Source organism: Herbaspirillum sp., assembly GCF_017744395.1.
GTDB lineage: Bacteria > Pseudomonadota > Gammaproteobacteria > Burkholderiales > Burkholderiaceae_D > Herbaspirillum.
This window is the reverse complement of record NZ_JAGIBI010000003.1, coordinates 389,031-414,370: the sequence shown is the minus strand read 5'-3', so window position 1 is coordinate 414,370 and position 25,340 is coordinate 389,031. Positions and strand designations below refer to the sequence as shown.

Below are 25,340 nucleotides of genomic sequence, written 5' to 3'. Positions count from 1 at the left end.
CGTTGGCAATGGCGGCGCGCGGAGAGTTCATTGCGGCTTCCTGTAAATCGACGGCGAATGCATCTCCAGATCCAGGTGCATCCCATGCAGCGATTCCGAGTGCCCGACCACGAGATAGCCGCCGGGGTTCAGGCGCCTGATCACATCGTCCAGCACCTTGAGCTTGGTCGGAAAATCGAAATAGATGATGACGTTGCGCAGGAAAATCAGGTCGAAACTGCCGTCGTCGAACGCATCCAGGTCGGTCAGGTTGCGCTGCGCGAACTCCACCTTGCTGCGCAACTCGCCTTCCACCAGGAAGTGCCCTTCGTATTCGCCGATCCCGCGCAGGCAATAGCGTTTCAGGTAAGGCTTCGGGATGTTCTGGCCCCGCACCATCGGATACAGCGCCCGGCGCGCGAAACTGAGCACGCGGGTGCTGATGTCGGAAGCGAACACCGACCACGAGCCGCCGGGACGATAATGGTCCAGCAGCATGGCCAGCGTGTAGGCCTCTTCTCCGGTCGAACTGGCCGCGCTCCAGACGCGCAGCGTTTTTACATCGGCCCAGGCCGGCAACAGTTCGGCGCTGAGGAAATCGAAATGGCTCTGCTCCCGGAAGAAATACGTTTCGTTGGTAGTAATCAGGTCGATCGCCCGCTGGCGCTCTTCGCGCCCGTCCTCGCTGGCGATGAGCGCATGGTAATGGCTCAGCTGCGCCAGTCCCAGCTCATGCATGCGGCCGCACAGCCGGCTTTGCAGCAGCGCCTTCTTCGACAGCGGCAGGTGCAGGCCGATATGCTGCTTGAAGAATTGCTGGAACAGCAACATGTCGCCGTCGCTGACATCCTCCGGAGCCATCGCGAATCCGCCATCCATGGGATCAGCCCTCCCGGCTTTCCGACTGCTGCCGCCCTGATCGTTCGTCACGCTCGCCCCCCGCCAGCACGCTGTCCGAACTCATTCCCAGCAAGCTGGACAGCTCCTCTACCGACAACACCTTTTGCACGTCCAGCACCACCAGGAAACGCTCGTTGATGTTGATCATGCCTTCGATGAAATCGGCCCGCACACCGGCCCCGAAGGACGGGCGCGGCTCGATGCGGTCTTCCTGCACGCTCAGCACCGCGCTGACCGCGTCGACCATGACGCCCAGCAGCAATTGCTGCCCGTCTTGCGCCAGTTCCATGATGATGATGCAGGTGCGTTTGGCGACCACGGTGGGCGCGCGCCCGAAACGTACCGACAGGTCGATCACCGGTACCACCGAACCGCGCAGGTTGATCACGCCGCGCAAAAAGCTGGGCATCAGTGGCACTTCGGTCAGGCCGCCGAATTCGATGATTTCACGGATGCTGCCGATGGGCATGGCGAAACTTTCGGCGCCGACCAGGAAGGTCAGGTACTGGCGGCTCTCCAACACCTCTTCCTGCTGCCTTTTCTTGACGGATGCGCCGTTCAACGACACGCTAGGCATGGCCCTCTCCTCTTGCAAATCCTGTTCTCATGTATCACGTGGCCTCCAGTGCCGCTACCCGGGCCGCATCCAGGCGCGGTGTCCCGGGCAGCGCCGCGTCCGCGCCATCCTGGCCGCGGCGCTCGCCCAGCGCGAAGAAACGCATGAGCTCGCGCAGGTTCAAGGCCTGGGCGCTCATCTCTTCCGATGTGGCCGACAACTCTTCCGATGCCGCCGCATTGAGCTGCGAAGCCTGGGAAATCTGTTCGATCGCCACATTGATCTGCACCAGGCCGGAATTCTGTTCGCGTGCCGAGAAGGAAATGTCGTCGACCAGGTCGGCGGTGCGCTGGATCGACGGCAACATGTTGTCGAGCAGGCTGCCGGCGCGTTCGGCCAGCTCCATGCTGCGCGCGGCGACGTCGACGATCTCTTGCGCCGCCGCCTGCGAACGCTCGGCCAGCTTGCGCACCTCGCCGGCCACCACGCCGAATCCCCGGCCATGCTCGCCGGCGCGGGCGGCCTCGATGGAGGCGTTGAGCGCCAGCAAGTTGGTCTGGTAGGCGATATCGTCGATGACGCCGATCTGGCCGGCGATGGCGCGCATGGCCTCGATCGTGTCGCGCACCACTTGCGCGCTTTCCTTTGCCGTGCGCGCCGAGTCCCCGGCGATCTCGTTGGTCTTGTTGGCGTTGTCGGTATTGTGACCGACGGTGGCGGTAATTTCCTCGACCACCGAACTCGTCTCCTCCGCATTGGTCGCCTGCGACGCGGAATTGTCGCTCAATTGCTGGGCGGCGGCGGCCAGTTGGCCGGATGCGCTGGCCAGCATGGAAATGGCCAGGCTGACGTCATGCAGCACGCCGTTGAGCTTGTCCATCATCTTTTGCGCGCTGTCGAGCATGCTGCCGCTTCCCAGCCGCGACACATTGAAACGGATCGTCAGGTCGCCTCCGGCCGCGCGCCGCAGCGCCTCCATCGCTTCACGCGGATCGCCGCCGATCTGGCGCGCGAACAAATAGCGCGTGTAAATCCCCAGGAACAACGCGATGGCCGCGGCCAGGATGGTGATGGCGATCATGCCGAGAATGTTCTGCCGTTCCAGCTCGTCGGCGCGCGTCTTGTTGTCGGTGGCCTGCCGCACGTTCTCTTCGGTCAGCGACTGCAACTGGTTGCGCACGCGCTCCGATTGCAGGTAGACGTTGGCCACCGCCTCCTCGGCGGCTTCGCCTGCCCGCAAGGTTTTCATTGTCTGCTTCACGGCCTGCACGTAATCGCCCAGCATCTGCTGGCACTGCTGCTGCAATTCACCTTCCAGCGCCGACAGGACCGTGGTCGCCTTGTACGCGGCAAAAGACTTGCTCATCTCGGTCATGGCCGACTCGACCAGGCTGGAGAAGCGTACCCGTTCGGCCGAACCGTCGGCCTTTTGCAGCAGGCTCATGTTGAGATAGACGTCCTGCGCATATCTGCGGGTGTCATCCAGGTTGACGATGGTCTTCAGGTTGGAGACGTAGATCTCCTGGAGCAGGCGGTTGACCTTGAAAAGGTTATAGGTACCCCCGGCGCCCACGGCCAGCGTGATCGAGGCGGCAACCGCGAAGAACAAGGCAAGCTTGTTGGCAAGTTTCATATTCCCCCCTATGCCCTCAACCGGCGCCGCTCCCGTGCGCCGCCAAGGTTGTCAGAAACGCTTGAAGGATGTTTCGTCGACGACCGGCTGCCGGTCGGCTCCATCGAGCATCGACAAGCGGTGCATGCGATGGTCCCCGCCGATGGTCGGCTTCTGGTTGACCGGATGTTCCGGATGTACCGCCGCCTTTTTCTGTTCGCCCACATGGAAAAAGCGCATCAGGTCCTGCAAATGGATCGCCTGGGCGCTCATCTCTTCCGATGTCGCCGACAGTTCCTCGGATGCCGATGCCGTCATCTGCGTGGTCTGCGCCATCTGGTGCACCGCATTGTTGATCTGCTCCAGGCCTGCCGACTGCTCGTTGGAAGCGGCGGCGATCTCCTGCACCAGGTCGGCCGTCTTGCGGATCGACGGCACCATCTGGTTGAGCAGCCCCCCGGCCTTCTCCGCCAGGCCCACGCTCTGCTCGGCCACCGCGATGATTTCCTGCGCCGCGGTCTGCGAACGCTCGGCCAGCTTGCGCACTTCGGCCGCCACCACGGCAAACCCCTTGCCGTGCTCGCCGGCGCGCGCCGCTTCGATGGCGGCATTGAGCGCCAGCAAATTGGTCTGGTAGGCGATGTCGTCGATGATGCCGATCTTGCTGGCGATCTGCTTCATGGCCAGCACCGTCTCGCGCACCGCCTCGCCGCCTTCGGTGGCGGCGCTGGCCGACATGCTGGCAATGGCATCGGTGGTGCGCGCATTCTCGGCGTTCTGGGCGATGGTGGAGGTGATCTGCTCCACCGAAGCGCTGGTTTCCTCGACGTTCGACGCCTGCTGGGAAGCGTTATGCGAAAGCGCCTGCGATGATGAGGAGATCTGCTCCGATGCCGACGCCAGCGAACTGGCGGTGCCGCCGACATCGCCGATCACGTCGGTCCACTTGTTGATCATCTGCTGCGTGCTGTACAGCACGCTGACCTTGTCGTTTTTCCCCAGCGGCACCGTCACCGTGAGGTCGCCCTCGGCCACGCGGCGCAGCACGGTCATGGCGTCGCGCGGTTCGCCCCCGATCTGCGACCGGATGGTGTAATAGGCGAACCACAGGCAAACGAACGACAACAGCACCGACGCCGTCAGCAGCCAGAATATCTTTTGTCCCAGTTCGGCATATTCCCGCTGCGCCCTGGCGACATTGGCCTCGGTGCGCTCATCGACCAGCCGCAGGAAATCGTTGATCGGCGCCATCACTTTTCCGAACAGGGCGCGGTAGGTCTGGTCGAACACCAGTTCCTGCGCCATCGCCTGGTTGGGGGCGCCGACCACGGTGAATTTGCCCTCGCCATCGTCGAACTCGCCCTTGACGGCATGAAAGGCGGTGACATCGATCTTGGACAGCTGGTCCGCCACCTGCATGGCTTCATGCATCTTGGCCATTTCGTTCTCGCTGAAGCCGGATTGCTTCATCAGCACGTTCAGGGGCATCGACGTGGCCTCCGCATCGGCCGGCAGCTTGCGCGCGCTGACCAGGTCCCAGTTGAAGCGGTCGTAATTCCTGGGCCGCGCGCGCTTGCCGTTGCGGATGTCCATGATCATGTAGTAGCGGTCCTCGTCGTTGGGATCGCCGGTGGTGACATAAGCGCGCGCGAACTTGGTCATGTCCTCGGTGGTGCGGCGCAGCTCGTTGGCCAGCGTCGACGAGTAATAGCGCGCCTCGTGCGCGCGCTCCAGCGCCGAGTTGGCGTCCCTGAGCGCGCCGATCAGGCTGACCTCGGCCGCCATCAGGATGAACAGCACCACCGCCAGCCAGATGAAAAGCTGTTTGATGCTCATCCGGTAAGTCATCTTCTTTCGCATGGTTTATTCCCTCTCTGCCGACGCCTCTGGTTCGGACGCCGCGCCGCGTTCTGCCTGCGCCATCGGATTGCTTTGCTCCTGCTGCTGGGTATAGTGCACCAGGTGCGGGATATCCAGGATCAGCGCCACCCGGCCGTCGCCCAGGATGGTCGAGCCGGACAAGCCCTTGACCTTGCCGAACAGCCGCCCCAGCGGCTTGATCACGGCCTGGCATTCCCCCAGCAGGCCGTCGACCAACAGGCCCGCGCGCAGGTGCCCGTACTGCACGATCACCAGGCTCTTGCGCCCGCGCTCCCGGGCCGGCAATTCGAACAGCTCGCTCAGGTGCACGAAAGGCAGCGGTTCGTCGCGCACCGAAATGATGTTGTGTTCCGGCCGCTGCGCGGGCATGTCGATGCACTCCACCACCATGTCCAGCGGAATCACGAACACCGCATTGCCCACCACCACCTGGAAGCCGGAAATGATGGCCAGCGTCAGCGGCAAGCGCACCCGCACGATGGTGCCCCGGCCGCGCTCGGTGTCGATGGCGATCTCGCCGTGCAAGGCATCGACATTGCGCTTGACCACATCCATGCCGACGCCCCGGCCGGACAGTTCGGTGATCTGCCGGGCCGTCGAAAATCCTGGCTCGAACACGAAACGGTAGATCTCGGCATCGCTCAGGTCGGCATCGGCGGTGGTCAGGCCGCGGCTGATCGCGGTAGCCAGGATGCGGTCGCGGTCCATGCCGCGGCCATCGTCCATGACTTCCACCACCACGCTGCCGGATTCATGCGTGGCATTGAGGCGCAATGTGGCCTTGGGCTCCTTGCCGGCCGCGATGCGCTCGTCGGCCGGTTCGATGCCGTGGTCGATGGCGTTGCGCACGATATGCATCAGCGGCTCGGCGATGCGTTCGATCATCGATTTGTCCAGCTCGGTTTCGGAGCCGGTCATGACCAGTTCGATATCCTTGTTCATGTCGCGCGCAATGTCGCGCACCACCCGCGGGAAGCGCTGGAACACTTCGCTGATCTGCACCATGCGCAGCGTCAGCGCGGCGTCGCGGATCTGCTCCATCAGCGCATCGATGGCCTGGGTGGCCTCTTCGAACTGGCTGTCCTTGCGGCGGCGCGCGATCAGGCGGGCGCCGGCGCCGGCGATCACCAGTTCGCCGACCAGGTCGATCAACTGGTCCAGCTTGGACACTTCGATCTTGATGAACTTCTGTTCCTGGGCGCGGCGGTCTTCCAGGCCGCGCGAACGCGATATGCCGAAAGGCGCATCGCCGGCAAGCGGCGCCGGCGGCGCACTCTCTTCAGCCGCCATGACGGCCGCCTCGTGTGCGCCTTCCGCCGCCATCCGGCGCCAGTCCTCTTCGTTCAAGGCGCCATGCTGGTGCCACATGCGGCTCAGCCGGCCCGCCTCTTCCGCATCCAGCCGGGCCAGCAGCGCGGCGTAATCGGGCAGCGGGCTGCGCGGCGGCAGGATGTCGATGCGGCTGTCTTCGCGCACGAATTCGAATACGCCTTCCAGCGTCTGCCTGCTCGAATCGGATGCCAGGCAGATCTCGAAACCGATATAGCAGCTCTCCGGATCCATCGCCTCAGCGTCGGGCATATGCTTCAACACTGGCATGATGGCGACGATGCGTCCCAAGGTGCGCAGATAATGCAGGAACGAAATCGGATCCAGGCCATCGCGCATCACGTTTTCGTTGAACTGCAGCGACAAGTGCCAGTATGGATTGGAGGCCAGCGCGCCGCTGTCGGCGGCAGTTTCGGCGCCGTCCACGGCGGGTTCCTGGCCAGGCGCCTCGGACGATGCATCAACCGATTCCGCTTCCTGCGCGGCCGGTTCGCCGGCGCCGCGGGACAATGCGTCAAGCTCGGCCTCCAGCGCCTGGCGCCGGGCCAGGTTCGGTTCCGCGTTTTCCTCGCAGCGTTCGATGGCGTCGACCAGTTCGCCGATGTAGTCGCCGCATTGCAGGAGCAGCGACATCAGGTAGTCGTTGAGCGGCAGCTCCTCGTTGCGCACCTTGTCGAGCACGTGCTCCACCAGGTGCGTGAACTGCACGATGCTGTCGAAGGCGAACAGCCCGGCCGATCCCTTGATCGTATGGGCGGCGCGGAAAATGGCATTGATCGTGTCCTTGCCGGGCCCTTCCATTTCGATCTGCAGCAGCGCGGCTTCCATCGCCACCAGCAGTTCGCGGGCCTCCTGCACCACGGCGTCGCGCGCGGCGTCCTTTTTCATGCGCCCTCCTCCGCCTGGTCCGCGGTTGCGGCATGGAACATCGAATGCAACTGCAGCAGGTCGAACGCGGCCAGTACCGCCGGGCTGCAAGCCGCCACTTCCAGTTGCAGGCCGCTGCGCTCAGCCTCGCGCCTGAGCAGCAACAGCAGCTGGATGCCGGCCGTATCGATCTCGTCCACTCCGGACAGGTCCAGCGACAGTGTCCGGCTTGCCTGCGACAGGATATGCAGCAGCTCCGGCTTGCGCTCGGCAGCCTGGAAGATGGTCAAGCCGCCGTTGAAGGCCAACAGCAGGTTTCCGTTTTGTTCGGTGTATTTCAGCGACATGACGACACTCTTTGCTCCGTGCGGTGGCGCGACGGCTACGGCAACACCAGCTTGGCCACCGCATCGAGCAGCACCGGCGGCTGGAACGGCTTGTGCACCCAGGCGCGGATGCCCGCCGCGCGGCCTTCCTGCTTGCGCGCCTCGCCGCTCTCGGTGGTGAGCATGATGACGGGGGTAAACCGGTAGGCGGCGATCTGCTTCATCTCGCGCACGAAACTCAGGCCATCCAGGTTGGGCATGTTGAGGTCGGAGATGACCAGGTTGAACTTGCGTCCGTCGAGCTTCTTGAGCGCCTCCTGGCCGTCGGCCGCCTCGACCACGTTGTAGCCGGCCGCCTTGAGGGCGACCGAGATGGTCTGTCGCAAGCTGAAAGAATCGTCGACAATCAAAATACTCTTTTCCATGGCGGCTCCGTCAGAAAAAATCCACTTGTGGCTGCTGCGTACCTGGCACTTGCTGGCCCGTATGGACCAGGCGTTGCTCTGGGGTGGTATACGTCTTTTCGAGATCGGCCAGCCACTGTTCGGGGGAAGGCAGGTCCGCCTCCTGCGCCGCATCTTTCAGGCGTTCGATATCGCGCTGGACATGGTCGAGAATCTGGCTGATGCGGTCCTGGAATTGCAGGTTGACCAGGATGTCGCACACTTCCTGGTCGACGCCGCGGTTCTCTCCTTCCAATTGTTCCACGGTCGCGGAAAGCTTCAGGGCCGACTGGCGGAAATCCGACACCACCTGGTCGATCACCACCCGCGAGTTTTCGATGATGCCGCCGGCCCCGGACGACAGGTCGCCGGCCGCGCCCACCGCGCCCTGGATCTGCTGGCGCACGCCTTTGGCGCGCGCGACGATCTGGCGGCTGTTCTCGGCTGAACGCTGCGCCAGCTCCTGCCAGCTCTGCTCGCTGCTGAGCAGGTCGGTCACGCCGGTGCGGCCGGCCAATTGTTCGTTTTCCTGCGCCAGGTGGCGGATGTCGTCGTTGGCGGCGGCCAGCCCCTCCAGCTTGCTGATGAGCGCCTGGCGCGAGGCCAGCACGCTCTCGAGCGCGGTGGCGATGCCGCCCAACTGTTCGGCGGCATTCTGGATCACTTGCAGCACATCGGCGTTCCTGCCGCCCTGCGACAGGTTCAGCGCATCGCCCAGGCGTTCGTGAATGCCGGCGAAACGCGCCGTCAGGTTGTCGATGGCGCCCTGGGTCTGGGTGCGAGCCAGCTGCACGTTGCCTTGCCACACCGGCAGCACGCGCACCAGCAACTGCGGCAATTTTCCGGCGGCACTTCCCCGTTCGGCGGCAACCGGCGACACCGCCGCCGGCGCATCAGGCGCCGGCAGGCAAGTCAGATAAAAAGCCCCTCCGATCAGCAAGCCGACCAGGCCGCCGAGCCACCAATGCTGCGCCAGCATCATGAACAGCAGCAGGTTCACAAAGCACAGCACCGGCAAGATATTGCGAAGCAATTTCACAGACACAATCCCAAAAAATGTTGTTGTTATGGCTTCCCGCTGCCGGACTGGCCGGCATCCACTGAGTGTTATCGGCAACTCGACGCTGTTTTTTTAGCAATATCCGGAATATTTAATTTATTTTTCTTTTCAGGCGATCAATTCCTCTTGCCCCTGGCGAAAGCGCCGCATCGCCCGTTGCGCGTCCAGCCTGCCCTGTTGCCGGACGACGTTCCTGCGCGCAAGAAGAGGCAAGTTTATTGTGCAGCTTGAATCCTGCCGTCTTTCCAAGGAATAAAGGCCGAATTCCGGCTAATTGTCAGCCAGTTGCGGAAAGCCGGTTGCGAAGTTATCAAAAAGCAAAACATGCCTTCCGATTACCGGCAGGGATGCATCCCCTCCCCTGGCTGGCCCGATAATCCTGGTTGCAACGCAAAATCATCTACAATGCCGCACCCGGTGCATCTGCTCTGAAAAATGGCCATGGAACTGGACAGCTACCGCTATATCGCAATCGAAGGCCCGATCGGGGTCGGCAAGACTTCGCTGGCACGACGGCTGGCGGCGCTGTCCGATGCCCGCCTGCTGCTCGAACAGCCGGCAGCCAATCCGTTCCTGGAGGACTTCTACCGCGATGCCGGACGGTATGCCTTCCAGACCGAGGCCTGCTTCCTGCTGCAGCGCATCGCGCAACTGCAGGCGCCGCTCGATCCGTCGCTGGCCGGGCAGCGTTTCGTGGCCGACTTCATGCTGGAAAAGAACATGCTGTTCTCGCAGCTGACGCTGTCTGACGCGGAACTGCAGCTTTACCGGCAACTGCACGCGCAACTGCGCCCGCAGGTCAGGACGCCGGACCTGGTGATCTACCTGCAGGCGCCGCCGTCGGTGCTGCTGGGACGCATCGCCCGGCGCGGCATCGGCATGGAAGAAGCGATTTCTTCCGACTATCTGCAACGGCTGTCCGACAGCTATGGCAATTTTTTCCATCACTACGAAGAGGCGCCGGTGCTGGCCGTCAACACCGAACACCTGGATCCGGCCCACGACGATGCCGATCTCCAGGTACTGCTGCAGCACATCCGGACGATGCGCGGCAAGTGCGCCTTTCTCAATCAGGGAGGTTGAATCTCATGGCAGGCTATCTTCAGGAAACCGGCGCCGCCGCGCGCAGCAAGCCGGTCACGACCCACACGCTGCAAGCCATGCGCGGCAAGGGCGACAAGATCACCATGCTGACCTGCTACGACGCCAGCTTCGCCACGCTGATGGAGCGCGCCGGCGTGGAAACCGTGCTGGTCGGCGACTCGCTGGGCATGGTATGCCAGGGCCACGGCTCGACGCTGCCGGTGACCGTCGCCGACATCGCCTACCACACCGCCAGCGTGGCGCGCGGCGCCGGCACGATGCTGGTGATCGCCGACCTGCCCTTCGGCACCTATCCCACGCGTGAGGAAGCATTCAGGAATGCCGCGCTGCTGATGCAGGCCGGCGCCCACATGGTCAAGCTGGAAGGCGGCGCCTGGCTGGCCGACACGGTCCGCTTCCTGACCGAACGCGGCATCCCGGTATGCGCCCATATCGGCCTGACGCCGCAATCGGTGCATCAGTTGGGCGGCTTCAAGGTGCAGGGCAAGACCAGCGACGGCGCCGCGCAATTGCACGCGGATGCGCTGGCGCTGCAGGAACATGGCGCCTCGCTGATCGTGCTGGAAGCGATTCCCGCGGCGCTGGGCGCGGAAGTGACGCAGCGCCTGGCCATCCCCACCATCGGCATCGGCGCCGGCCCCGAATGCTCGGGCCAGGTGCTGGTGATGCATGACATGCTGGGCGTGTTCCCCGGCCACAAGAGCCGCTTCGTGCGCAACTTCATGGACGGCGCGCCGAGCATCGAAGCCGCGCTCAAAGCCTATGTCGCCGCGGTCAAGGACGGCTCGTTCCCGGCGCAGGAACACTGTTTCTGAGAACCTGTTCAATGAACAGGTTCTAGCGGATGCGCACAAAAAAACAGCCCGGCGTGCCGGGCTGTTTTCATTGCTGCGCCGCTGCCGGCATCAAGCCTGCACGTCGTTGTAACGCGCCAGGCCTTCCGCCAGGTAGGACTGTGCCTCTTCCGGGTTGCTGATGGCTTTGCTGAGGTTGCGCAGCAGGCCGTCATGCACGCCATACACCAGGCCGTAGAAGCTCAGCTCCTGGCCGCGCTCCCAGGCGTCCCTGACGATGGTGGTGCGGCACAGGTTGGCCATCTGCTCCAGCACGTTCAGTTCGCACAGGCGGTCATGCTGCTCGGTGTGGGTCATGCTGTCATGGAAGCAATGCGCATGCTTCTCGTGCACGTCCTGCACGTGCTGCAGCCAGTTGTCGGCCAGCCCGACGCGGCGCTTGGTAAGCGCCGCGGCGACGCCGGCGCAGCCGTAGTGGCCGCAGATGATGACGTGCTTGACCTTCAGCACATCGATGGCGAACTGCAGCACCGACAGGCAATTCAAGTCGGTATGCACCACCATGTTGGCGATATTGCGGTGGACGAACAGCTCGCCGGGCAACAGCCCCAGCAGGTCGTTGGCCGGCACGCGGTTGTCGGAGCAGCCGATCCACATGTATTCGGGCGAACGCTGCGCGCCCAGTTTCTTGAAGAAGTCCGGGTCGCGCGCGGTAATTTCGGAGGCCCAGCGGCGGTTACCCTTGAGCAATTGTTCCTGGATCAGGTCTTGTGGGCTTGGTGTAGTCATCGTAGGCAAGATCTGGTTGTTCACGCACACGCATGCACCGCGCGCAGGATACGCGACGCGGGCCACGGGCATGGGGTTGGATGAGCGAAAGGCATGCCGCTTCGGCTTGCGCGGCCTTGTGGACGGTCGCGGTACTGCTGCCGGGGTGTCGCATTCATGCATTCACAAGATGCGGCCGCTGCCTTCCGGTATTGCCGCGGCGCATCACCGGGGGAGAAAAATCCGCCGATGCCGTGCGCGTCCTGACGATCCGGACAGCGCACATCGCCGCGTGTGCATTGTATAGAAAATAGAAAAAACGCACAAAAAACCGGCATGCCGCCTGGCATGCCGGTTGGATCGATTGTTACTCGAAGAACTCCTTGACCTTGTCCTTCCAGGTTTTGGTCTGCGGGCTGTGCTTGGCGCCGCCTTCGCTGGTCAGCTGCTCGAATTCGCGCAGCAATTCCTTCTGGCGCTCGGTCAGCTTGACCGGCGTCTCGACCACCACGTGGCAGAACAGGTCGCCCGGGAAGCCCGAGCGCACGCCCTTGATGCCCTTGCCGCGCAGGCGGAAGGTCTTGCCGCTCTGGGTGCCTTCGGGGATCGAGAACGAAGCCTTGCCGTTGAGCGTGGGCGCCTCGATGTCGCCGCCCAGCGCCGCCTTGGCGAACGAGATCGGCATTTCGCAATGCAGGTCGTCGCCGTCGCGCTGGAATACCTCGTGCGGCTTGATATGGATTTCCACATACAGGTCGCCCGGGGGGCCGCCATTGACGCCCGGTTCGCCGTTGCCGGAGGAGCGGATGCGCATGCCGTCGTCGATGCCTTCCGGAATCTTCACTTCCAGCGTCTTGTTGCGCTTGATGCGACCGGCGCCGGCGCAGGTGGTGCACGGCTCCGGAATCACCTTGCCGCTGCCGTGGCACTTGGGGCAGGTCTGCTGGATGCTGAAGAAGCCTTGCTGCATGCGCACCTGGCCGTGGCCGCCGCAGGTCGAGCAGGTCACGGGCGAAGTGCCCGGCTTGGCGCCGCTGCCGTGGCAGGTGTCGCACTCGTCCCAGGACGGCACGCGGATGGTGGTGTCGAAGCCGTGCGCGGCCTGCTCCAGCGTGATTTCCAGGTTGTAGCGCAGGTCGGCGCCGCGGTAGACCTGCGGGCCGGCGCCGCGGCCGCGGCCACCGCCGCCGCCGAAGATGTCGCCGAAGATGTCGCCGAAGGCATCGGCGAAACCGCCCGCCCCGGCACCGCCGCCCGCGCCCATGTTGGGATCGACGCCGGCATGGCCGTAGCGGTCGTAGGCGTCGCGCTTCTGCGGGTCGGACAGCATCTCATAGGCTTCCTTGACCTCCTTGAACTTCTCTTCCGCGCCCTTGCTGTCCGGGTTGCGGTCAGGATGGTACTTCATCGCCAGCTTGCGATAAGCCTTCTTGATCTCTTCGTCGGAGGCGTTTTTCGCCAGCCCGAGAATTTCATAAAAATCGCGTTTTGCCATGTTCTCTAACCCACTTTGTTATTGTGTCCGCCGCATGCGGCAAGCCCCATCCGATCGGAAGCCAACAATGTGAAAAAGCCGAGTGCAGCTTTTGGCTGCGGGACTCGGCGTGCCCTGCCTTGCGAAACTGCGGTGCAAGCCGGGAGATGCATCTCAAAAATCCGCCCGGGCCGCAGAATCCGCATGCCTGAACATGCGCATTCCGCCCCCGGGCGCGAAGTCCGATCTTGCGACCGGGTTCGGATTACTTCACTTCCTTGAAGTCGGCGTCCACGACGTTGTCGTCCTTGGGACCGGCTGCGCCTTCCGCACCGGCAGCGCCCGCGGCGCCACCTGCAGCGGCTTGCGCCTGCTGGTCGGCGTACATCTTCTCGCCCAGCTTCTGCGCGGCGGTCGACAACGCGGCGGTCTTGGCGTCGATGGCGGCCTTGTCGTCGCCCTTCAGGACTTCTTCCAGTTCCTTGATGGCGGCTTCGATGACTTCCTTCTCGCCGGCGGCCAGCTTGTCGCCGTATTCGCCCAGGGCCTTCTTGGTCGAGTGCACCAGCGCGTCGCCCTGGTTACGGGTTTCGGCCAGTTCCTTCAGGCGCTTGTCTTCCTCGGCGTTGGCCTCGGCGTCGCGCACCATCTTTTCGATCTCTTCCTCATTCAAGCCGGAGTTGGCCTTGATGGTGATCTTGTTTTCCTTGCCGGTGGCCTTGTCCTTGGCGCCCACGTGCAGGATGCCGTTGGCGTCGATGTCGAAGGTCACTTCGATCTGCGGGGTGCCGCGCGGCGCCGGCGGGATGCCTTCCAGGTTGAATTCGCCCAGGCCCTTGTTGCCGGCGGCCATTTCGCGTTCGCCCTGGTAGACCTTGATGGTCACGGCCGGCTGGTTGTCGTCGGCAGTGGAGAACACCTGGCTGAACTTGGTCGGGATGGTGGTGTTCTTCTTGATCATCTTGGTCATCACGCCGCCCATGGTTTCGATGCCCAGCGACAGCGGGGTCACGTCCAGCAGCAGCACGTCCTTGCGGTCGCCCGAGAGCACCGAACCCTGGATCGCGGCGCCCACGGCGACGGCTTCATCCGGGTTGACGTCGCGGCGCGGGTCCTTGCCGAAGAATTCCTTGACCTTCTCGATCACCTTGGGCATGCGGGTCATACCGCCGACCAGGATCACGTCGTCGATGTCGGACACCTTCACGCCAGCATCCTTGATGGCGGTGCGGCAGGGTTCGATGGTCTTGCTGATCAGTTCCTCGACCAGCGATTCCAGCTTGGCGCGGGTGATCTTCAGGTTCAGGTGCACCGGCGCGCCGTTGGCCATGGCGATGTACGGCTCGTTGATCTCGGTCTGCTGCGACGACGACAGTTCGATCTTGGCGCGCTCGGCCGAAGCCTTGATGCGCTGCAGGGCGATGGCGTCCTTGGACAGGTCCAGGCCGTTGATCTTCTTGAACTCGTCGATGATGTAGTCGATCAGGCGCTGGTCGAAGTCTTCGCCGCCCAGGAAGGTGTCGCCGTTGGTCGACAGCACTTCGAACTGCTTCTCGCCGTCCACGTCCGCGATTTCGATGATCGAGACGTCGAAGGTGCCGCCGCCAAGGTCATACACGGCGATCTTGCGGTCGCCCTTTTCCGCCTTGTCCATGCCGAACGCCAGCGCGGCCGCGGTCGGCTCGTTGATGATGCGCTTGACGTCGAGGCCCGCGATGCGGCCGGCGTCCTTGGTCGCCTGGCGCTGGGCGTCGTTGAAGTAGGCCGGCACGGTGATGACGGCTTCGGTGACTTCTTCGCCCAGGTAGTCTTCGGCGGTCTTCTTCATCTTGCGCAGGACTTCAGCCGAAATCTGCGGCGGCGCCAGCTTCTTGTCGCGCACGCCGATCCAGGCGTCGCCGTTGTCGGCGGCCACGATTTCGTAAGGCATCAGGTTGATGTCCTTCTGCACTTCCTTTTCCTGGAACTTGCGGCCGATCAGGCGCTTGGCGGCGTAGATGGTGTTCTTCGGGTTGGTGACGGCCTGGCGCTTGGCGGGTGCGCCGACGAGGATCTCGCCGTCTTCCTGGTAAGCGATGATGGAAGGCGTGGTGCGCGCGCCTTCGGAGTTCTCGATCACCTTGGGCTGGTTGCCTTCCATGACGGAAACGCAGGAGTTGGTGGTGCCCAAGTCAATGCCAATGATTTTTCCCATGATTTTTCCTTTGATCTTTCAGCCCTGGATGCCGGGCTACGGTAGTTTTTGATGGTTTTAATATATGGAGGGAAAACGGACTTTCAAGCGCCGGAACCAGGCCAAAAAGCAATTTTTATGCCGTTTATGCTTTTTCCCTTCCGGCGCCGGCCCGCTTACTTTCCCTGGGCCACCGTCACCAGCGCCGGGCGCAGCAGACGGTCGGAAATCATATAGCCCTTCTGCAGCACGGCCACCACGGTATTGGCGTCCTGCTCGGCCGGCACGGCCGAGATGGCCTGGTGCTTCATCGGGTCAAGCTTCTCGCCGGCTTGCGGGTTGACTTCCTGCAGCTTGTTCTTTTCGAAGGCCGAAGACAGTTGCTTCAATGTCATGTCGACGCCTTCCTTCAACGACTCCAGCGACGGGTTCTCGATCTTCAGGGCCATTTCCAGGCTGTCCTTGACCGCCAGCAGCGATTCGGCGAAGCCCTCGATGGCGAACTTGTGGGCCTTGGCGATGTCTTCCTGGGCACGGCGGCGGATGTTTTCGCCTTCAGCACGGGCGCGCAGGAAGGCATCCTGCATCTCGCTCGCCTTAGCTTCGGCGGCGGCCAGCTTGTCTTCCAGCGTCGGTTCGGCAGGAGCTGCCGGCGCGGCCTCGGTTGCGGGCTGTTCGACCTCGTTTTGCACTTCCTGTTTTTCCATGTCTTGCATTCCTGAATTACCTCCAACAAATCAAACTGTGACGGCCGCCCGTCGGAACGACTCTCAACGGCACAAGATGCCCGTCAAATAAGGCATTCCCTTTATATTTCAAGGGTTTTTGCTTTTTCTTGCCATGTTGGCAAATAAAATTGTTACTGGCACTTACAGAAATTACCGCCCCGGCCTTCAAGTTAATCTGGCCACGGCCTAAAATAAATTCAAGCCTGAGCCGTTTTTCCATTGCTTCGCTCAGTGCCGGCCGGACGCGGCGCTGCCCGGGCAGGAGCCACCGGGCCCCGGGTCCTTTTCCAATGAGGTGCCACCATGAAATTGCCACTCATCGCGGCAACCGCTCTGGTTACCGCCTACAGTCTCCTGGCTACTGCCTGGATCAGCTATTCCCATCTTGTCGGCCTGTACGCGCTGTAAGCGAACGAAACCAGCCAGCTTCCCGCCAGCCTTGGTTTCCAGCCGAAGATTTCACCGGATTTTCCCGCCGGCAAGGCGCAACCCGCTATTCTAGCAGGCTGCAGACGGCTTTCCGCAGGTTTTGGGCTGCCGCCCTTTGAAGGGATATCAGCGCGGCGCGCCCATGGTCGGCCAGCCGGCCAGGTGCTGCCCGGCGATGTCGGCCATGCCGGCGATCCATGCCGGGGACTCGTTCAGGCAAGGGATGAAATGGAACTCCTTGCCGCCGGCGTGCAGGAATTCCGCTTTGCCTTCCATGGCGATCTCTTCCAGGGTTTCCAGGCAATCGCTGGTGAAACCCGGACACATCACATCGACCCGCCGCAGGCCTTGCCGCGCCAATTCCTGCAAGGTCGGCGCGGTATAGGGCTGCAGCCATTCGGCCTTGCCGAAACGCGACTGGAAGGTGACCAGATAGTCGTCCTGCGCCAGGCCCAGCGCCTGCGCCAGCAGGCGAGCGGTGCCAAGGCATTCGTCATGGTAGGGGTCGCCCAGCAACATGGTGCGCTTGGGCACGCCGTGGAAGCTCATCACCAGCTTGTCCGGCCGGCCGTTCGCGGCCCAATGGTCGAGCACCGACTGGCGCAGCGCCCGGATGTAGCCTTCACTGTCGTGATAGTCGCGCACCAGGCGCAGCTCGGGAATATTGCGCACCTTGCGGTAATGGGCGAAGACCGCGTCGAAGATCGACGCCGTCGTGGTGCCGGAATACTGCGGATAAGCCGGCAGCACCAGGATGCGCCCGCAACCCTCGGCCTTGAGCCGGTCCAGCACATCCGGCAGCGCCGGGCTGCCGTAGCGCATCGCATAGGTCACCTGCAACTGGCGATGGCCGCGCGCGGCGAGCTCCTCGCCCAGCGCCCGGGCCTGGTGTTCGGTATGGAATTTCAGCGGCGAGCCCTGCTCGCTCCAGATGCTGGCGTATTTCTTGGCCGACTGGGACGAACGGAACGGCAGGATGATGCCGTTCAAGATCAGCCACCAGAGGGCACGCGGGATTTCCACCACACGCGGGTCGGACAGGAATTGCTTCAAGTAACGGCGCAATGCGGGCGCATCCGGCGCATCCGGCGTGCCGAGGTTGACCAGCACCACGGCGCTGGAGGATGCCGCGCCGTCGGCGCGAGGCGGTTCTTTACGGAAGGCCATGGTTCAGGACGCCAGCAATTCTCGCGCATGCTTGCGCGTGGTGGCGGTGATTTCCAGGCCGCCCAGCATGCGCGCGATTTCCTCCACGCGCATCTTGGCATCCAGGCCGTCGATCTGCGACAGGGTCTTGCCGCCCTCGTTACGCTTGCTGACCTGGAAATGCTGGTTGGCCTGGCTGGCTACTTGGGGCAAGTGGGTCACGCACAGCACCTGGCGCTCCTGTCCCAGACGTTTCAACAAGCGTCCGACCACTTCGGCCACGCCGCCGCCGATGCCGCTGTCGACTTCGTCGAAGATCAGCGTGGGCGTGCCGGTGGCATGCGAGGCGATCACCGAGATCGCCAGCGAGATGCGCGCCAGTTCGCCGCCGGAAGCGACCCTGGCCAGCGACCGCGGCGCCACGCCGGCATGGCCGGCAACCAAAAATTCCACTTGTTCCAGGCCGCAGGCCGCCGGTTCGCAGGCATTGAGCGCGATCGAAAAACGCCCGCCCGCCATCGACAGGTCCTGCATGGCGGCGGTGACCGCTTCGCCCAGGGCCGCGGCCGCCTTGGCGCGCGCGCCGGACAGTTGCTGAGCGAGCGCGAGATAGGCCGCCTTCAATTTGTCTTCCTGGGCGCGCAGCGCATCGAGGTCGCTGGCGTCGGCCAGTTGCTTGAGCTGCTCCGACAACGTGGCGTATTCCTGCGGCAGGTCGTCCGGCTGCACATGGAATTTGCGGGCGGTGGAATGCACCGCTTCCAGCCGTTCTTCGACCGCCTGCAGGCGCGCCGGGTCGAGTTCGACGCGGCCGAGGTAATCGTTCAGTGCGTACACCGCCTCCTGCAACTGTATCTGCGCCGGCTCCAGGGCATCGAGCACCGGCTTCAGCGCGCTGTCCACGTCGACCAGCTTGTTGAGCTTCTGCGTGATGGAAGACAGTTGCGACAGGATCGGCGACTCCGATTCCGAAATCGCCTCCAGCGCTTCCTGGGCGCCGCCGATCAGCGACGCGGCATGCGACAGGCGGCTGTGCTCGGCGCTGATCTCGGCCCATTCGCCGGGCTTGACCGCCAACTTTTCCAGTTCGGACACCTGCCACTGCAAGCGCTCGCGCTCCAGCAGCACGTTGCGCGCATTCTGTTCGAACTCCTCGCGCTGGCGCGCCAGCGCGCGCCAGTTCTTGTAGGCCGCCGCCACCTGGCGCGCCTCTTCCAGCAAACCGGCCTGGCTATCGAGCAACTGGCGCTGGGCATCGGCCTTCATCAGCGACTGGTGCGCATGCTGGCCGTGGATGTCGACCAGCATCTCCCCCAGCTCGCGCAATTGCGCGGCGGTGGCGGCGATGCCGTTGACGTAGGCCTTGGAACGGCCGGCGTTGTCGATCACCCGGCGCAGCAGCACGCCGCCATCCTCATCGGTAAACTCATGCTCTGCCAGCCAGGCCTGCACCTCGGGCGTGGCGGCGAAGTCGGCCGTGATGTCGGCCTTGGCCGCGCCCTCGCGCACCACGCTGGCGTCGCCGCGCCCGCCCAGCGCCAGCGCCAGGGCATCGATCAGGATGGATTTGCCGGCGCCGGTCTCGCCGGTGAAGACGGAAAACCCGCGCGCGAATTCGAGCTCGATGGCATCGACAATCACAAAGTCGCGGATCGTGAGGGTACGCAGCATGGTTGGTCTGAGAAAGATTGTGCGGTACAGGCAGTGTCGGCCGCGATCATGACGCGAGGATGACGGCCGCCGATTGGAATCGGCTTATTGTAATCGGCCCTCTATCGAAGGGTATTCATTCCAGTGCAGCTTCTCCCGCAGGGTATCGAAATAGCTCCAGCCTTCGGGATGCAGGAAGGTGATCTTGTGCGCCGAACGGCGGATCACGATACGGTCGCCGTGCTGCACACTGGTCAGCGACTGCATGTCGAAATTGGCGCTGACCTCGCGCCCGGCGACCACCTGGATCACGATCTCGCAGGAATCGGAGACGGTAATCGGGCGGTTCGACAGCGCATGCGGCGAAATCGGCACCAGCACGATGCCATGCAGGCTGGGATGCAAAATGGGGCCGCCGGCCGACAGCGAATAGGCGGTGGAACCGGTCGGCGTGGCCACGATCAGGCCGTCGGAACGCTGGTTGTACATGAAGCGGCCGTCGACCTCGACATGCAGCTCGACCATGCCGGTGGTCGCGCCGCGCGCCACCACCACGTCATTGAGCGCCAGCGCGTGGAAGATTTCCTTGCCCTCGCGGTAGACCCGCGCCTCCAGCAGCGAACGCGACTCGGCCTCGACTTTTCCATCCAGCATATCGCCCAGAGCCGGTATCATTCGGTCCTGGGGAATATCCGTGATGAAACCCAGGCGCCCCTGGTTGATACCGATCAGCGGCACGCCATACGGCGCCAACTGGCGCGCGATGCCGAGCATGGTGCCGTCGCCGCCGACGATGATGGCGACATCGGCCTGCTGGCCGATCTGTTCCGGCGTCAAGGCGCCATACCCATCCAGCGCGACGTTGCGCGCGGTCTCCGCCTCGAACACCACGGTATGCCCGTGCGATTCGAGGAAGACGGCGATGTCGGAAAGCGTCTGCGCGATACCGACGGCCTGGTACTTGCCGACGATCGCGACGGTTTTTGGCACGGCTGCCTGGACGGGTAATTTGATGGGCCACATGCTGCGGATTAGACCATAATTTGAGATGACTTTGTAATGAATACACCACGCGTTTCCGCCACCAGGATCGAGGCCGTCCTGTTCGACCTCGACGATACCCTGTGGGCCATCGAACCGGTGCTGGTACGCGCCGAAGGCCTGCTCTACGAATGGTTGCGCCGGCATGCGCCCAAGCTGGCCGCCGCCCACACCGTGGCGTCGCTGCGCGAGCGCCGCCTGGCCCTGATGCAGACCGATCCGGTCTATCGCATCGATCTGTGGCAATTGCGCCATGATGCGCTGGTCGCGGCCTTCACCGAATACGGCGAAGATATCGGGCTGGTCGGCGAAGCGATGGCGCTGTTTTCCGAAGCGCGCAGCACGGTGTCGCTGTTCGACGATGTCGAACCTGCCTTGCAGCGCCTGAAAACGCAACTGGCGCTGGGCTCGGTCTCCAACGGCTTCGCCGACCTGGAGCGCATCGGCCTGGCGGATCACTTCGGCGTCTCCATCGCGGCCCACCGCTTCGGCCGCGCCAAGCCCGACGCCGCCATCTTCCACGCCGCCTGCGCGGCGCTGGACGTGGCCCCGGCGGCGGCCGTCTATGTCGGCGACGACCTGCAACTGGACGTGCAAGGCGCCCAGCAGGCCGGCCTGCGCGCGGTGTGGATGAACCGCTTCGACCGCCCCCTGCCGGAAGGCATCGTGCCCGACGCGGTCTGCCGCGACCTGCACGAACTGCAGGCCTGGCTAAACACACAAGCCGCATAAGCGGATGGATAACGGACTTTTCCGCTCATAAATCGTTAGAATATGAGGTATGCAACTCGATAACCGCGCCCGTACCCTGCTCAAGGCGCTGGTCGAACGGTATATCGCCGACGGCCAGCCGGTGGGTTCGCGCGCCCTGTCGAAACTGTCCGGACTGGAACTGTCGCCGGCCACCATCCGCAACATCATGGCCGACCTCGAGGAAATGGGGTTCGTCGCCAGCCCGCACACATCGGCCGGCCGCGTGCCGACGCCGCGCGGCTACCGCATGTTCGTCGATACCCTGCTGACGGTGGAAACGATCAATGAGAGCGCGCTGGAAGGACGCCTGCAGCATCGCCTGCAAAGCTCGTCGCCGCAAAAGATCATCACCAACGCCGCCCAGGTGCTGTCCTCGCTGTCGCAGTTCGCCGGCGTGGTCATGACGCCCAAACGCGAATCGGCGTTCCAGCAGATCGAGTTCCTGCGCCTGTCGGAAAAGCGCATCCTGCTGGTGATCGTCGATCAGGGCGGCGATGTGCAGAACCGCATGCTGCTCACCGAGGTCGACTACACCCCCAGCCAGCTGACCCAGGCGGCCAACTACATCAACCAGCACTACGCCGGCCAGTCCTTCGACCAGGTGCGGCTGCGTCTGCAAAACGAACTGCGCCAGCTGCGCGACGACATGACGGTACTGATGCAGGCCGCGGTCGAAGCCGGCAGCGACGCCATGAGCGAGGATGCCGACAACAACGTGGTGATCTCCGGCGAACGCAACCTGCTGTCGGTGACCGACCTGTCGTCCAACATGAACTCGCTGCGCCAGCTGTTCGATATGTTCGAACAGAAGACCGGCCTGCTGCAGTTGCTGGACGTCTCCAGCAAGGCCACCGGCGTGCAGATCTTCATCGGCGGCGAATCGCAGCTGGTGCCGATGGACGACATGAGCATCGTCACCGCGCCCTACGAAGTGAACGGCCGCATCGTCGGCACGCTGGGCGTGATCGGCCCGACCCGCATGGCCTACGAGCGCGTGATCCCGATCGTGGATATCACGGCCAAGCTGCTCTCCAGTGCGCTGAGCCAGCACTGAACGCTGGTTCCGCAAGTCAAAAACAAGAAAGCCACGTGGACCCACGTGGCTTTTCATTTTATTGCCGCTGTAAAGGGAAGAAAAACTCCCCCGTTTTTACGCGCAGCACATCCGTTACTTCTTGAGTTTCTTGCAGTTCTTGCAATGACCGTACAGCGCCAGGGCATGGTCGGCGATTTCAAAGCCGTGTTCCTGGGCGATCTTCAATTGGCGCTTTTCGATCTCGGCGTCGAAGAATTCCTCGACTTTGCCGCAGTCCAGGCAGACCAGGTGGTCGTGGTGCGAGCCCTCGTTGAGCTCGAACACGGCCTTGCCGGTCTCGAAGTGGTTGCGCTGCAGGAGGCCGGCTTGCTCGAACTGGGTCAGCACGCGATAGACGGTGGCCAGGCCGACGTCGAGATTGTCGGACAGCAACTGTTTATAGACATCTTCAGCGCTCAAATGGCGTACCGATGTGTTCTGGAAGATTTCCAGAATCTTCAGCCGCGGCAGGGTCGCCTTCAGGCCGCTTGCTTTGAGTTCGGATGGATTATTAGGCATGGTTGGTTAATTTCCCGGTTATCTGCTTTATCATATAGTGTTTTAGGCCCATGGCTCAACCCGGTTGACATCTTTATGCGAATGCTTTCCCGAATGAAGTCCCACTCCCTCATCGCCGCCATCGGCATGTTTGCAGTCCTGGGCGTCACGCTGTCCGGCTGCTCCTCGACCAAGGCGCCGGAACAGGCCGCCTCGACCGACGGCACCTCGGGCGTGAAGGTGTCCGGCAAGAGCACCAGCCTGTTCGGCTTCCTCAAGCCCTATCGCATCGACATCCAGCAAGGCAACTTCGTTTCCAAGGAAATGGTCGCCCAACTGCGTCCCGGCCTGACGCGCGACCAGGTGCGCTTCGTGCTGGGCACGCCGCTGCTGAACGACATGTTCCACTCCGACCGCTGGGACTACGATTTCCGCCTGGCCAAGGGCAATGGCGAAATCATGTCCAGCCGCGTTTCGGTGTTCTTCAAGGATGACCTGGTCGACCATGTGGACGGCGGCGAGAACCTGCCCACCGAAAGCGAATACCTGACCCTGATCACCAACGCCAAGACCGGCGCCAAGGCGGCTTTCACCAATACCGACGCCAAGCCGGCCGAGGCTGCGGCGCCGTCCGCCCCGGCTACCCCGGACGCAGCACCGGCTGCCAAGGGCAAAGAATAACCACCTGAGCTGAACCATTCATGACCGTACTGAAAATCGCGGTAGCCGGCGCCTCCGGGCGCATGGGCCGCATGCTGATCGAAGCCGTCCTCAATGCCGATGACCTCCAGCTCGCCGGCGCGCTGGACGCCCCCGGCTCCGCCGCCATCGGCACCGACCCCGGCGCCTTCCTGGGCCGCGCGACCGGCGTGAAGATCGAATCCGACCTGGCCCGCGGCCTGGCCGGCGTCGATGTGCTGATCGACTTCACCCGCCCCGAAGGCACGCTCAAGCACATCGAGTATTGCGCCGCGCACGGCGTCAAGGTGGTGATCGGCACCACCGGCTTCGAACAGCCGGGCAAGGACGCCATCGCCGCCGCCGCGCAAAAGACCGCCATCATGGCCGCGCCCAACATGAGCGTGGGCGTGAACGTGACGCTCAAGCTGCTGGAAATGGCCGCCAAGAACTTCTCGCACGGCTACGACATCGAGATCATCGAAGCGCACCACCGCCACAAGGTCGACGCCCCCTCCGGCACCGCGCTGAAGATGGGCGAAGTGATCGCCGACGCGCTGGGCAAGAAACTCGACGACGTCGCCGTCTACGCCCGCGAAGGCGTGACCGGCGAACGCGATCCCTCCTCGATCGGCTTCGCCACCGTGCGCGGCGGCGACATCATCGGCGACCACACGGTGCTGTTCGCCGGCATCGGCGAGCGCATCGAGATCTCGCACAAATCCTCCAGCCGCGTCTCGTACGCGATGGGCAGCCTGCGCGCCGCACGTTTCCTGGCCGGCAAGCAGACCGGCCTGTACGACATGCAGGACGTGCTGGGCTTCAAGTAAGACCGCGAAGATGCCATGACAGAAATTCGCTGCCGCGCCTGCCTGGTCCGGCAGCGAATTTTTTTGTGGAACACCGATCCAAGAACCTGTTAACGATCAAGAGACTGCTCCTATGGAATCGAATGTCGGATTTGCCCATTACTGGGCGCAAGGCGATGCCGTTTCGCACACCGTGGCCTACCTGCTGCTGATCATGTCGATCGCCAGCTGGTTCTACATCCTCTCCAAGGCCTGGGCCGCCTGGCGCATCCGCCGCGGCAGCAACGCGCTGGAGCAGTTCTGGCAAGCCCCCACGCTGCCCGACGCCATCGCCGGCATGCAAAAAGTCGACACCGAACAGATCTACACCCCGATGGCCGAACGCGCCGCCGACGCCGCCGAGATCGGCACACGCCAGCAATCGGCGCCCTCGCTCAACGCCACCACCGACCGCGACGAACTGATCACCCGCACCTTGCGGCGCGAGATCAACCGCGTCTCGGCGCGCCTGGAACACGGCCTGACGCTGTTGGCCTCGGTCGGCTCGACCGCCCCCTTCGTCGGCCTGTTCGGCACGGTATGGGGCATCTACCACGCGCTGGCGGCAGTCTCGGCCAGCGGCACGGTGCAGATCGACAAGGTCGCCGGCCCGGTCGGCGAAGCGCTGATCATGACCGCGCTCGGCCTGGTGGTGGCGATCCCCGCGGTGCTGGCCTACAACGCCTTCACCCGCATCAACCGCGTGGTGCTGGCCGAACTCGACGGCTTCGCCCACGACCTGCACGCCTACCTCACCACCGGCGAACGCGTCGGCGGCGTACGTAAATAATCGATCGGAGGATGCCATGAGTTTCGGCGGCTTCAACGACAACCAGAACTCGGCCCCGATGGCCGACATCAACGTCACGCCGATGGTGGACGTGATGCTGGTCTTGCTGGTGATCTTCATCATCTCGGCGCCCCTGTTCACGCACGCGCTCAAACTCGACCTGCCCACCGCCCAATCGGCCCCCGCCCCGGAAAAACCGGAAACCGTCACGATCAGCATCGACGGCGCCGGCAAGCTGTACTGGAACGACCAGCCGGTCAGCACGCAAGAACTCGACGCCCGCATGGCCACCGCCTCGGCCCGCCAGCCGCAACCCGAACTGCAACTGCGCGCCGACAAATCCACCCGCTACCAAACCATCGCCGAAGTCATGTCCGCCGCCCAAGGCGCCGGCCTGACCAAGCTCGGCTTCGTCACCGACCCCAAACCCAAATAAGC

24 protein-coding genes are annotated in these 25,340 nt (G+C 63.5%); 8 read left to right on the top strand and 16 right to left on the bottom strand.

The genetic code is table 11. From position 1 onward, the window contains the following. Window positions 1-27: 27 nt before the first annotated feature. Genes J7548_RS10690 through J7548_RS10655 form a run of 8 tightly spaced genes read right to left on the bottom strand, consistent with a single transcriptional unit; the run spans window position 28 to window position 8,932 of the window. Window positions 28-840, bottom strand: a complete 813-nt coding sequence (locus tag J7548_RS10690) for a CheR family methyltransferase (protein ID WP_290974357.1) — start codon at window positions 838-840, stop codon at window positions 28-30. A gap of 22 nt (window positions 841-862) precedes the next feature. Beyond that, window positions 863-1,456 (bottom strand): chemotaxis protein CheW, encoded by a 594-nt coding sequence (locus J7548_RS10685; RefSeq protein WP_290974354.1) that lies wholly within the window; start codon window positions 1,454-1,456, stop codon window positions 863-865. A 34-nt stretch (window positions 1,457-1,490) separates the two neighbouring features. After that, complete coding sequence (locus tag J7548_RS10680) at window positions 1,491-3,068, bottom strand: methyl-accepting chemotaxis protein (protein WP_290974351.1); 1,578 nt, start codon at window positions 3,066-3,068, stop codon at window positions 1,491-1,493. 51 nt (window positions 3,069-3,119) lie between these two features. Next, window positions 3,120-4,907, bottom strand: coding sequence for a methyl-accepting chemotaxis protein (locus tag J7548_RS10675; RefSeq protein ID WP_290974348.1), 1,788 nt, complete (start codon window positions 4,905-4,907; stop codon window positions 3,120-3,122). A gap of 3 nt (window positions 4,908-4,910) precedes the next feature. Continuing rightward, entirely contained in the window at window positions 4,911-7,145 is a 2,235-nt protein-coding gene (locus tag J7548_RS10670) for a chemotaxis protein CheA (protein WP_290974345.1), read from the bottom strand. After that, window positions 7,142-7,471, bottom strand: a complete 330-nt coding sequence (locus J7548_RS10665; RefSeq protein ID WP_290974342.1) for an STAS domain-containing protein — start codon at window positions 7,469-7,471, stop codon at window positions 7,142-7,144. The genes J7548_RS10670 and J7548_RS10665 overlap by 4 nt, the downstream gene beginning before the upstream one ends. A gap of 35 nt (window positions 7,472-7,506) precedes the next feature. Next, window positions 7,507-7,875, bottom strand: coding sequence for a response regulator (locus J7548_RS10660; RefSeq protein ID WP_290974339.1), 369 nt, complete (start codon window positions 7,873-7,875; stop codon window positions 7,507-7,509). 10 nt (window positions 7,876-7,885) lie between these two features. Next, on the bottom strand, window positions 7,886-8,932 hold the full coding sequence (locus J7548_RS10655) for a chemotaxis protein (RefSeq protein ID WP_290974336.1): 1,047 nt from the start codon (window positions 8,930-8,932) through the stop codon (window positions 7,886-7,888). Between the two features lie 462 nt (window positions 8,933-9,394). On the opposite strand from J7548_RS10655, the gene J7548_RS10650 reads away from it, so the two are divergent. Continuing rightward, window positions 9,395-10,036, top strand: coding sequence for a deoxynucleoside kinase (locus tag J7548_RS10650; RefSeq protein ID WP_290974332.1), 642 nt, complete (start codon window positions 9,395-9,397; stop codon window positions 10,034-10,036). A 5-nt stretch (window positions 10,037-10,041) separates the two neighbouring features. Continuing rightward, the gene (panB, locus tag J7548_RS10645; RefSeq protein WP_290974329.1) at window positions 10,042-10,872 is read left to right on the top strand and encodes a 3-methyl-2-oxobutanoate hydroxymethyltransferase; all 831 of its coding nucleotides are present in this window, start codon (window positions 10,042-10,044) and stop codon (window positions 10,870-10,872) included. 90 nt (window positions 10,873-10,962) lie between these two features. On the opposite strand, the gene can is transcribed toward panB, so the two are convergent. The 7 genes from can to J7548_RS10610 form a co-directional block, all read right to left on the bottom strand. Beyond that, window positions 10,963-11,640 (bottom strand): carbonate dehydratase, encoded by a 678-nt coding sequence (gene can / locus J7548_RS10640; RefSeq protein ID WP_290974326.1) that lies wholly within the window; start codon window positions 11,638-11,640, stop codon window positions 10,963-10,965. 346 nt (window positions 11,641-11,986) lie between these two features. Further along, window positions 11,987-13,114 carry a molecular chaperone DnaJ gene (gene dnaJ / locus J7548_RS10635; protein ID WP_290974323.1) on the bottom strand — a complete coding sequence of 376 codons (1,128 nt, stop codon included), beginning with the start codon at window positions 13,112-13,114 and terminating at the stop codon, window positions 11,987-11,989. Window positions 13,115-13,358: 244 nt separating this feature from the next. Beyond that, window positions 13,359-15,287, bottom strand: coding sequence for a molecular chaperone DnaK (dnaK, locus tag J7548_RS10630; RefSeq protein ID WP_290974320.1), 1,929 nt, complete (start codon window positions 15,285-15,287; stop codon window positions 13,359-13,361). Window positions 15,288-15,442: 155 nt separating this feature from the next. Continuing rightward, on the bottom strand, window positions 15,443-15,982 hold the full coding sequence (gene grpE / locus J7548_RS10625; RefSeq protein WP_290974317.1) for a nucleotide exchange factor GrpE: 540 nt from the start codon (window positions 15,980-15,982) through the stop codon (window positions 15,443-15,445). Between the two features lie 567 nt (window positions 15,983-16,549). Further along, on the bottom strand, window positions 16,550-17,590 hold the full coding sequence (gene hemH, locus J7548_RS10620; protein WP_290974314.1) for a ferrochelatase: 1,041 nt from the start codon (window positions 17,588-17,590) through the stop codon (window positions 16,550-16,552). Window positions 17,591-17,593: 3 nt separating this feature from the next. Then, window positions 17,594-19,240: a DNA repair protein RecN gene (gene recN / locus J7548_RS10615; protein ID WP_290974311.1), complete on the bottom strand. Its 1,647-nt coding sequence runs from the start codon at window positions 19,238-19,240 to the stop codon at window positions 17,594-17,596. Between the two features lie 84 nt (window positions 19,241-19,324). Next, window positions 19,325-20,242, bottom strand: coding sequence for an NAD kinase (locus tag J7548_RS10610; protein ID WP_290974308.1), 918 nt, complete (start codon window positions 20,240-20,242; stop codon window positions 19,325-19,327). A 36-nt stretch (window positions 20,243-20,278) separates the two neighbouring features. Between J7548_RS10610 and J7548_RS10605 the strand changes: the two genes are divergently transcribed. Continuing rightward, window positions 20,279-20,992, top strand: a complete 714-nt coding sequence (locus J7548_RS10605) for an HAD family hydrolase (RefSeq protein ID WP_290974306.1) — start codon at window positions 20,279-20,281, stop codon at window positions 20,990-20,992. Between the two features lie 49 nt (window positions 20,993-21,041). Beyond that, window positions 21,042-22,067 carry a heat-inducible transcriptional repressor HrcA gene (gene hrcA, locus J7548_RS10600; protein ID WP_290974304.1) on the top strand — a complete coding sequence of 342 codons (1,026 nt, stop codon included), beginning with the start codon at window positions 21,042-21,044 and terminating at the stop codon, window positions 22,065-22,067. A 114-nt stretch (window positions 22,068-22,181) separates the two neighbouring features. Here the strand turns inward: hrcA and fur are convergent, their stop codons facing one another. Continuing rightward, window positions 22,182-22,607, bottom strand: a complete 426-nt coding sequence (gene fur / locus J7548_RS10595; protein WP_013232645.1) for a ferric iron uptake transcriptional regulator — start codon at window positions 22,605-22,607, stop codon at window positions 22,182-22,184. Between the two features lie 93 nt (window positions 22,608-22,700). On the opposite strand from fur, the gene J7548_RS10590 reads away from it, so the two are divergent. The 4 genes from J7548_RS10590 to J7548_RS10575 all read left to right on the top strand — a co-directional run bounded on the left by J7548_RS10590 (window position 22,701) and on the right by J7548_RS10575 (window position 25,338). Continuing rightward, window positions 22,701-23,267 (top strand): outer membrane protein assembly factor BamE, encoded by a 567-nt coding sequence (locus J7548_RS10590; RefSeq protein WP_290974295.1) that lies wholly within the window; start codon window positions 22,701-22,703, stop codon window positions 23,265-23,267. A 20-nt stretch (window positions 23,268-23,287) separates the two neighbouring features. Then, the gene (dapB, locus tag J7548_RS10585) at window positions 23,288-24,094 is read left to right on the top strand and encodes a 4-hydroxy-tetrahydrodipicolinate reductase (RefSeq protein ID WP_290974293.1); all 807 of its coding nucleotides are present in this window, start codon (window positions 23,288-23,290) and stop codon (window positions 24,092-24,094) included. 112 nt (window positions 24,095-24,206) lie between these two features. Beyond that, on the top strand, window positions 24,207-24,902 hold the full coding sequence (locus tag J7548_RS10580) for a MotA/TolQ/ExbB proton channel family protein (RefSeq protein ID WP_290974290.1): 696 nt from the start codon (window positions 24,207-24,209) through the stop codon (window positions 24,900-24,902). Between the two features lie 16 nt (window positions 24,903-24,918). Beyond that, entirely contained in the window at window positions 24,919-25,338 is a 420-nt protein-coding gene (locus J7548_RS10575) for a biopolymer transporter ExbD (RefSeq protein ID WP_290974287.1), read from the top strand. Window positions 25,339-25,340: the final 2 nt, after the last annotated feature.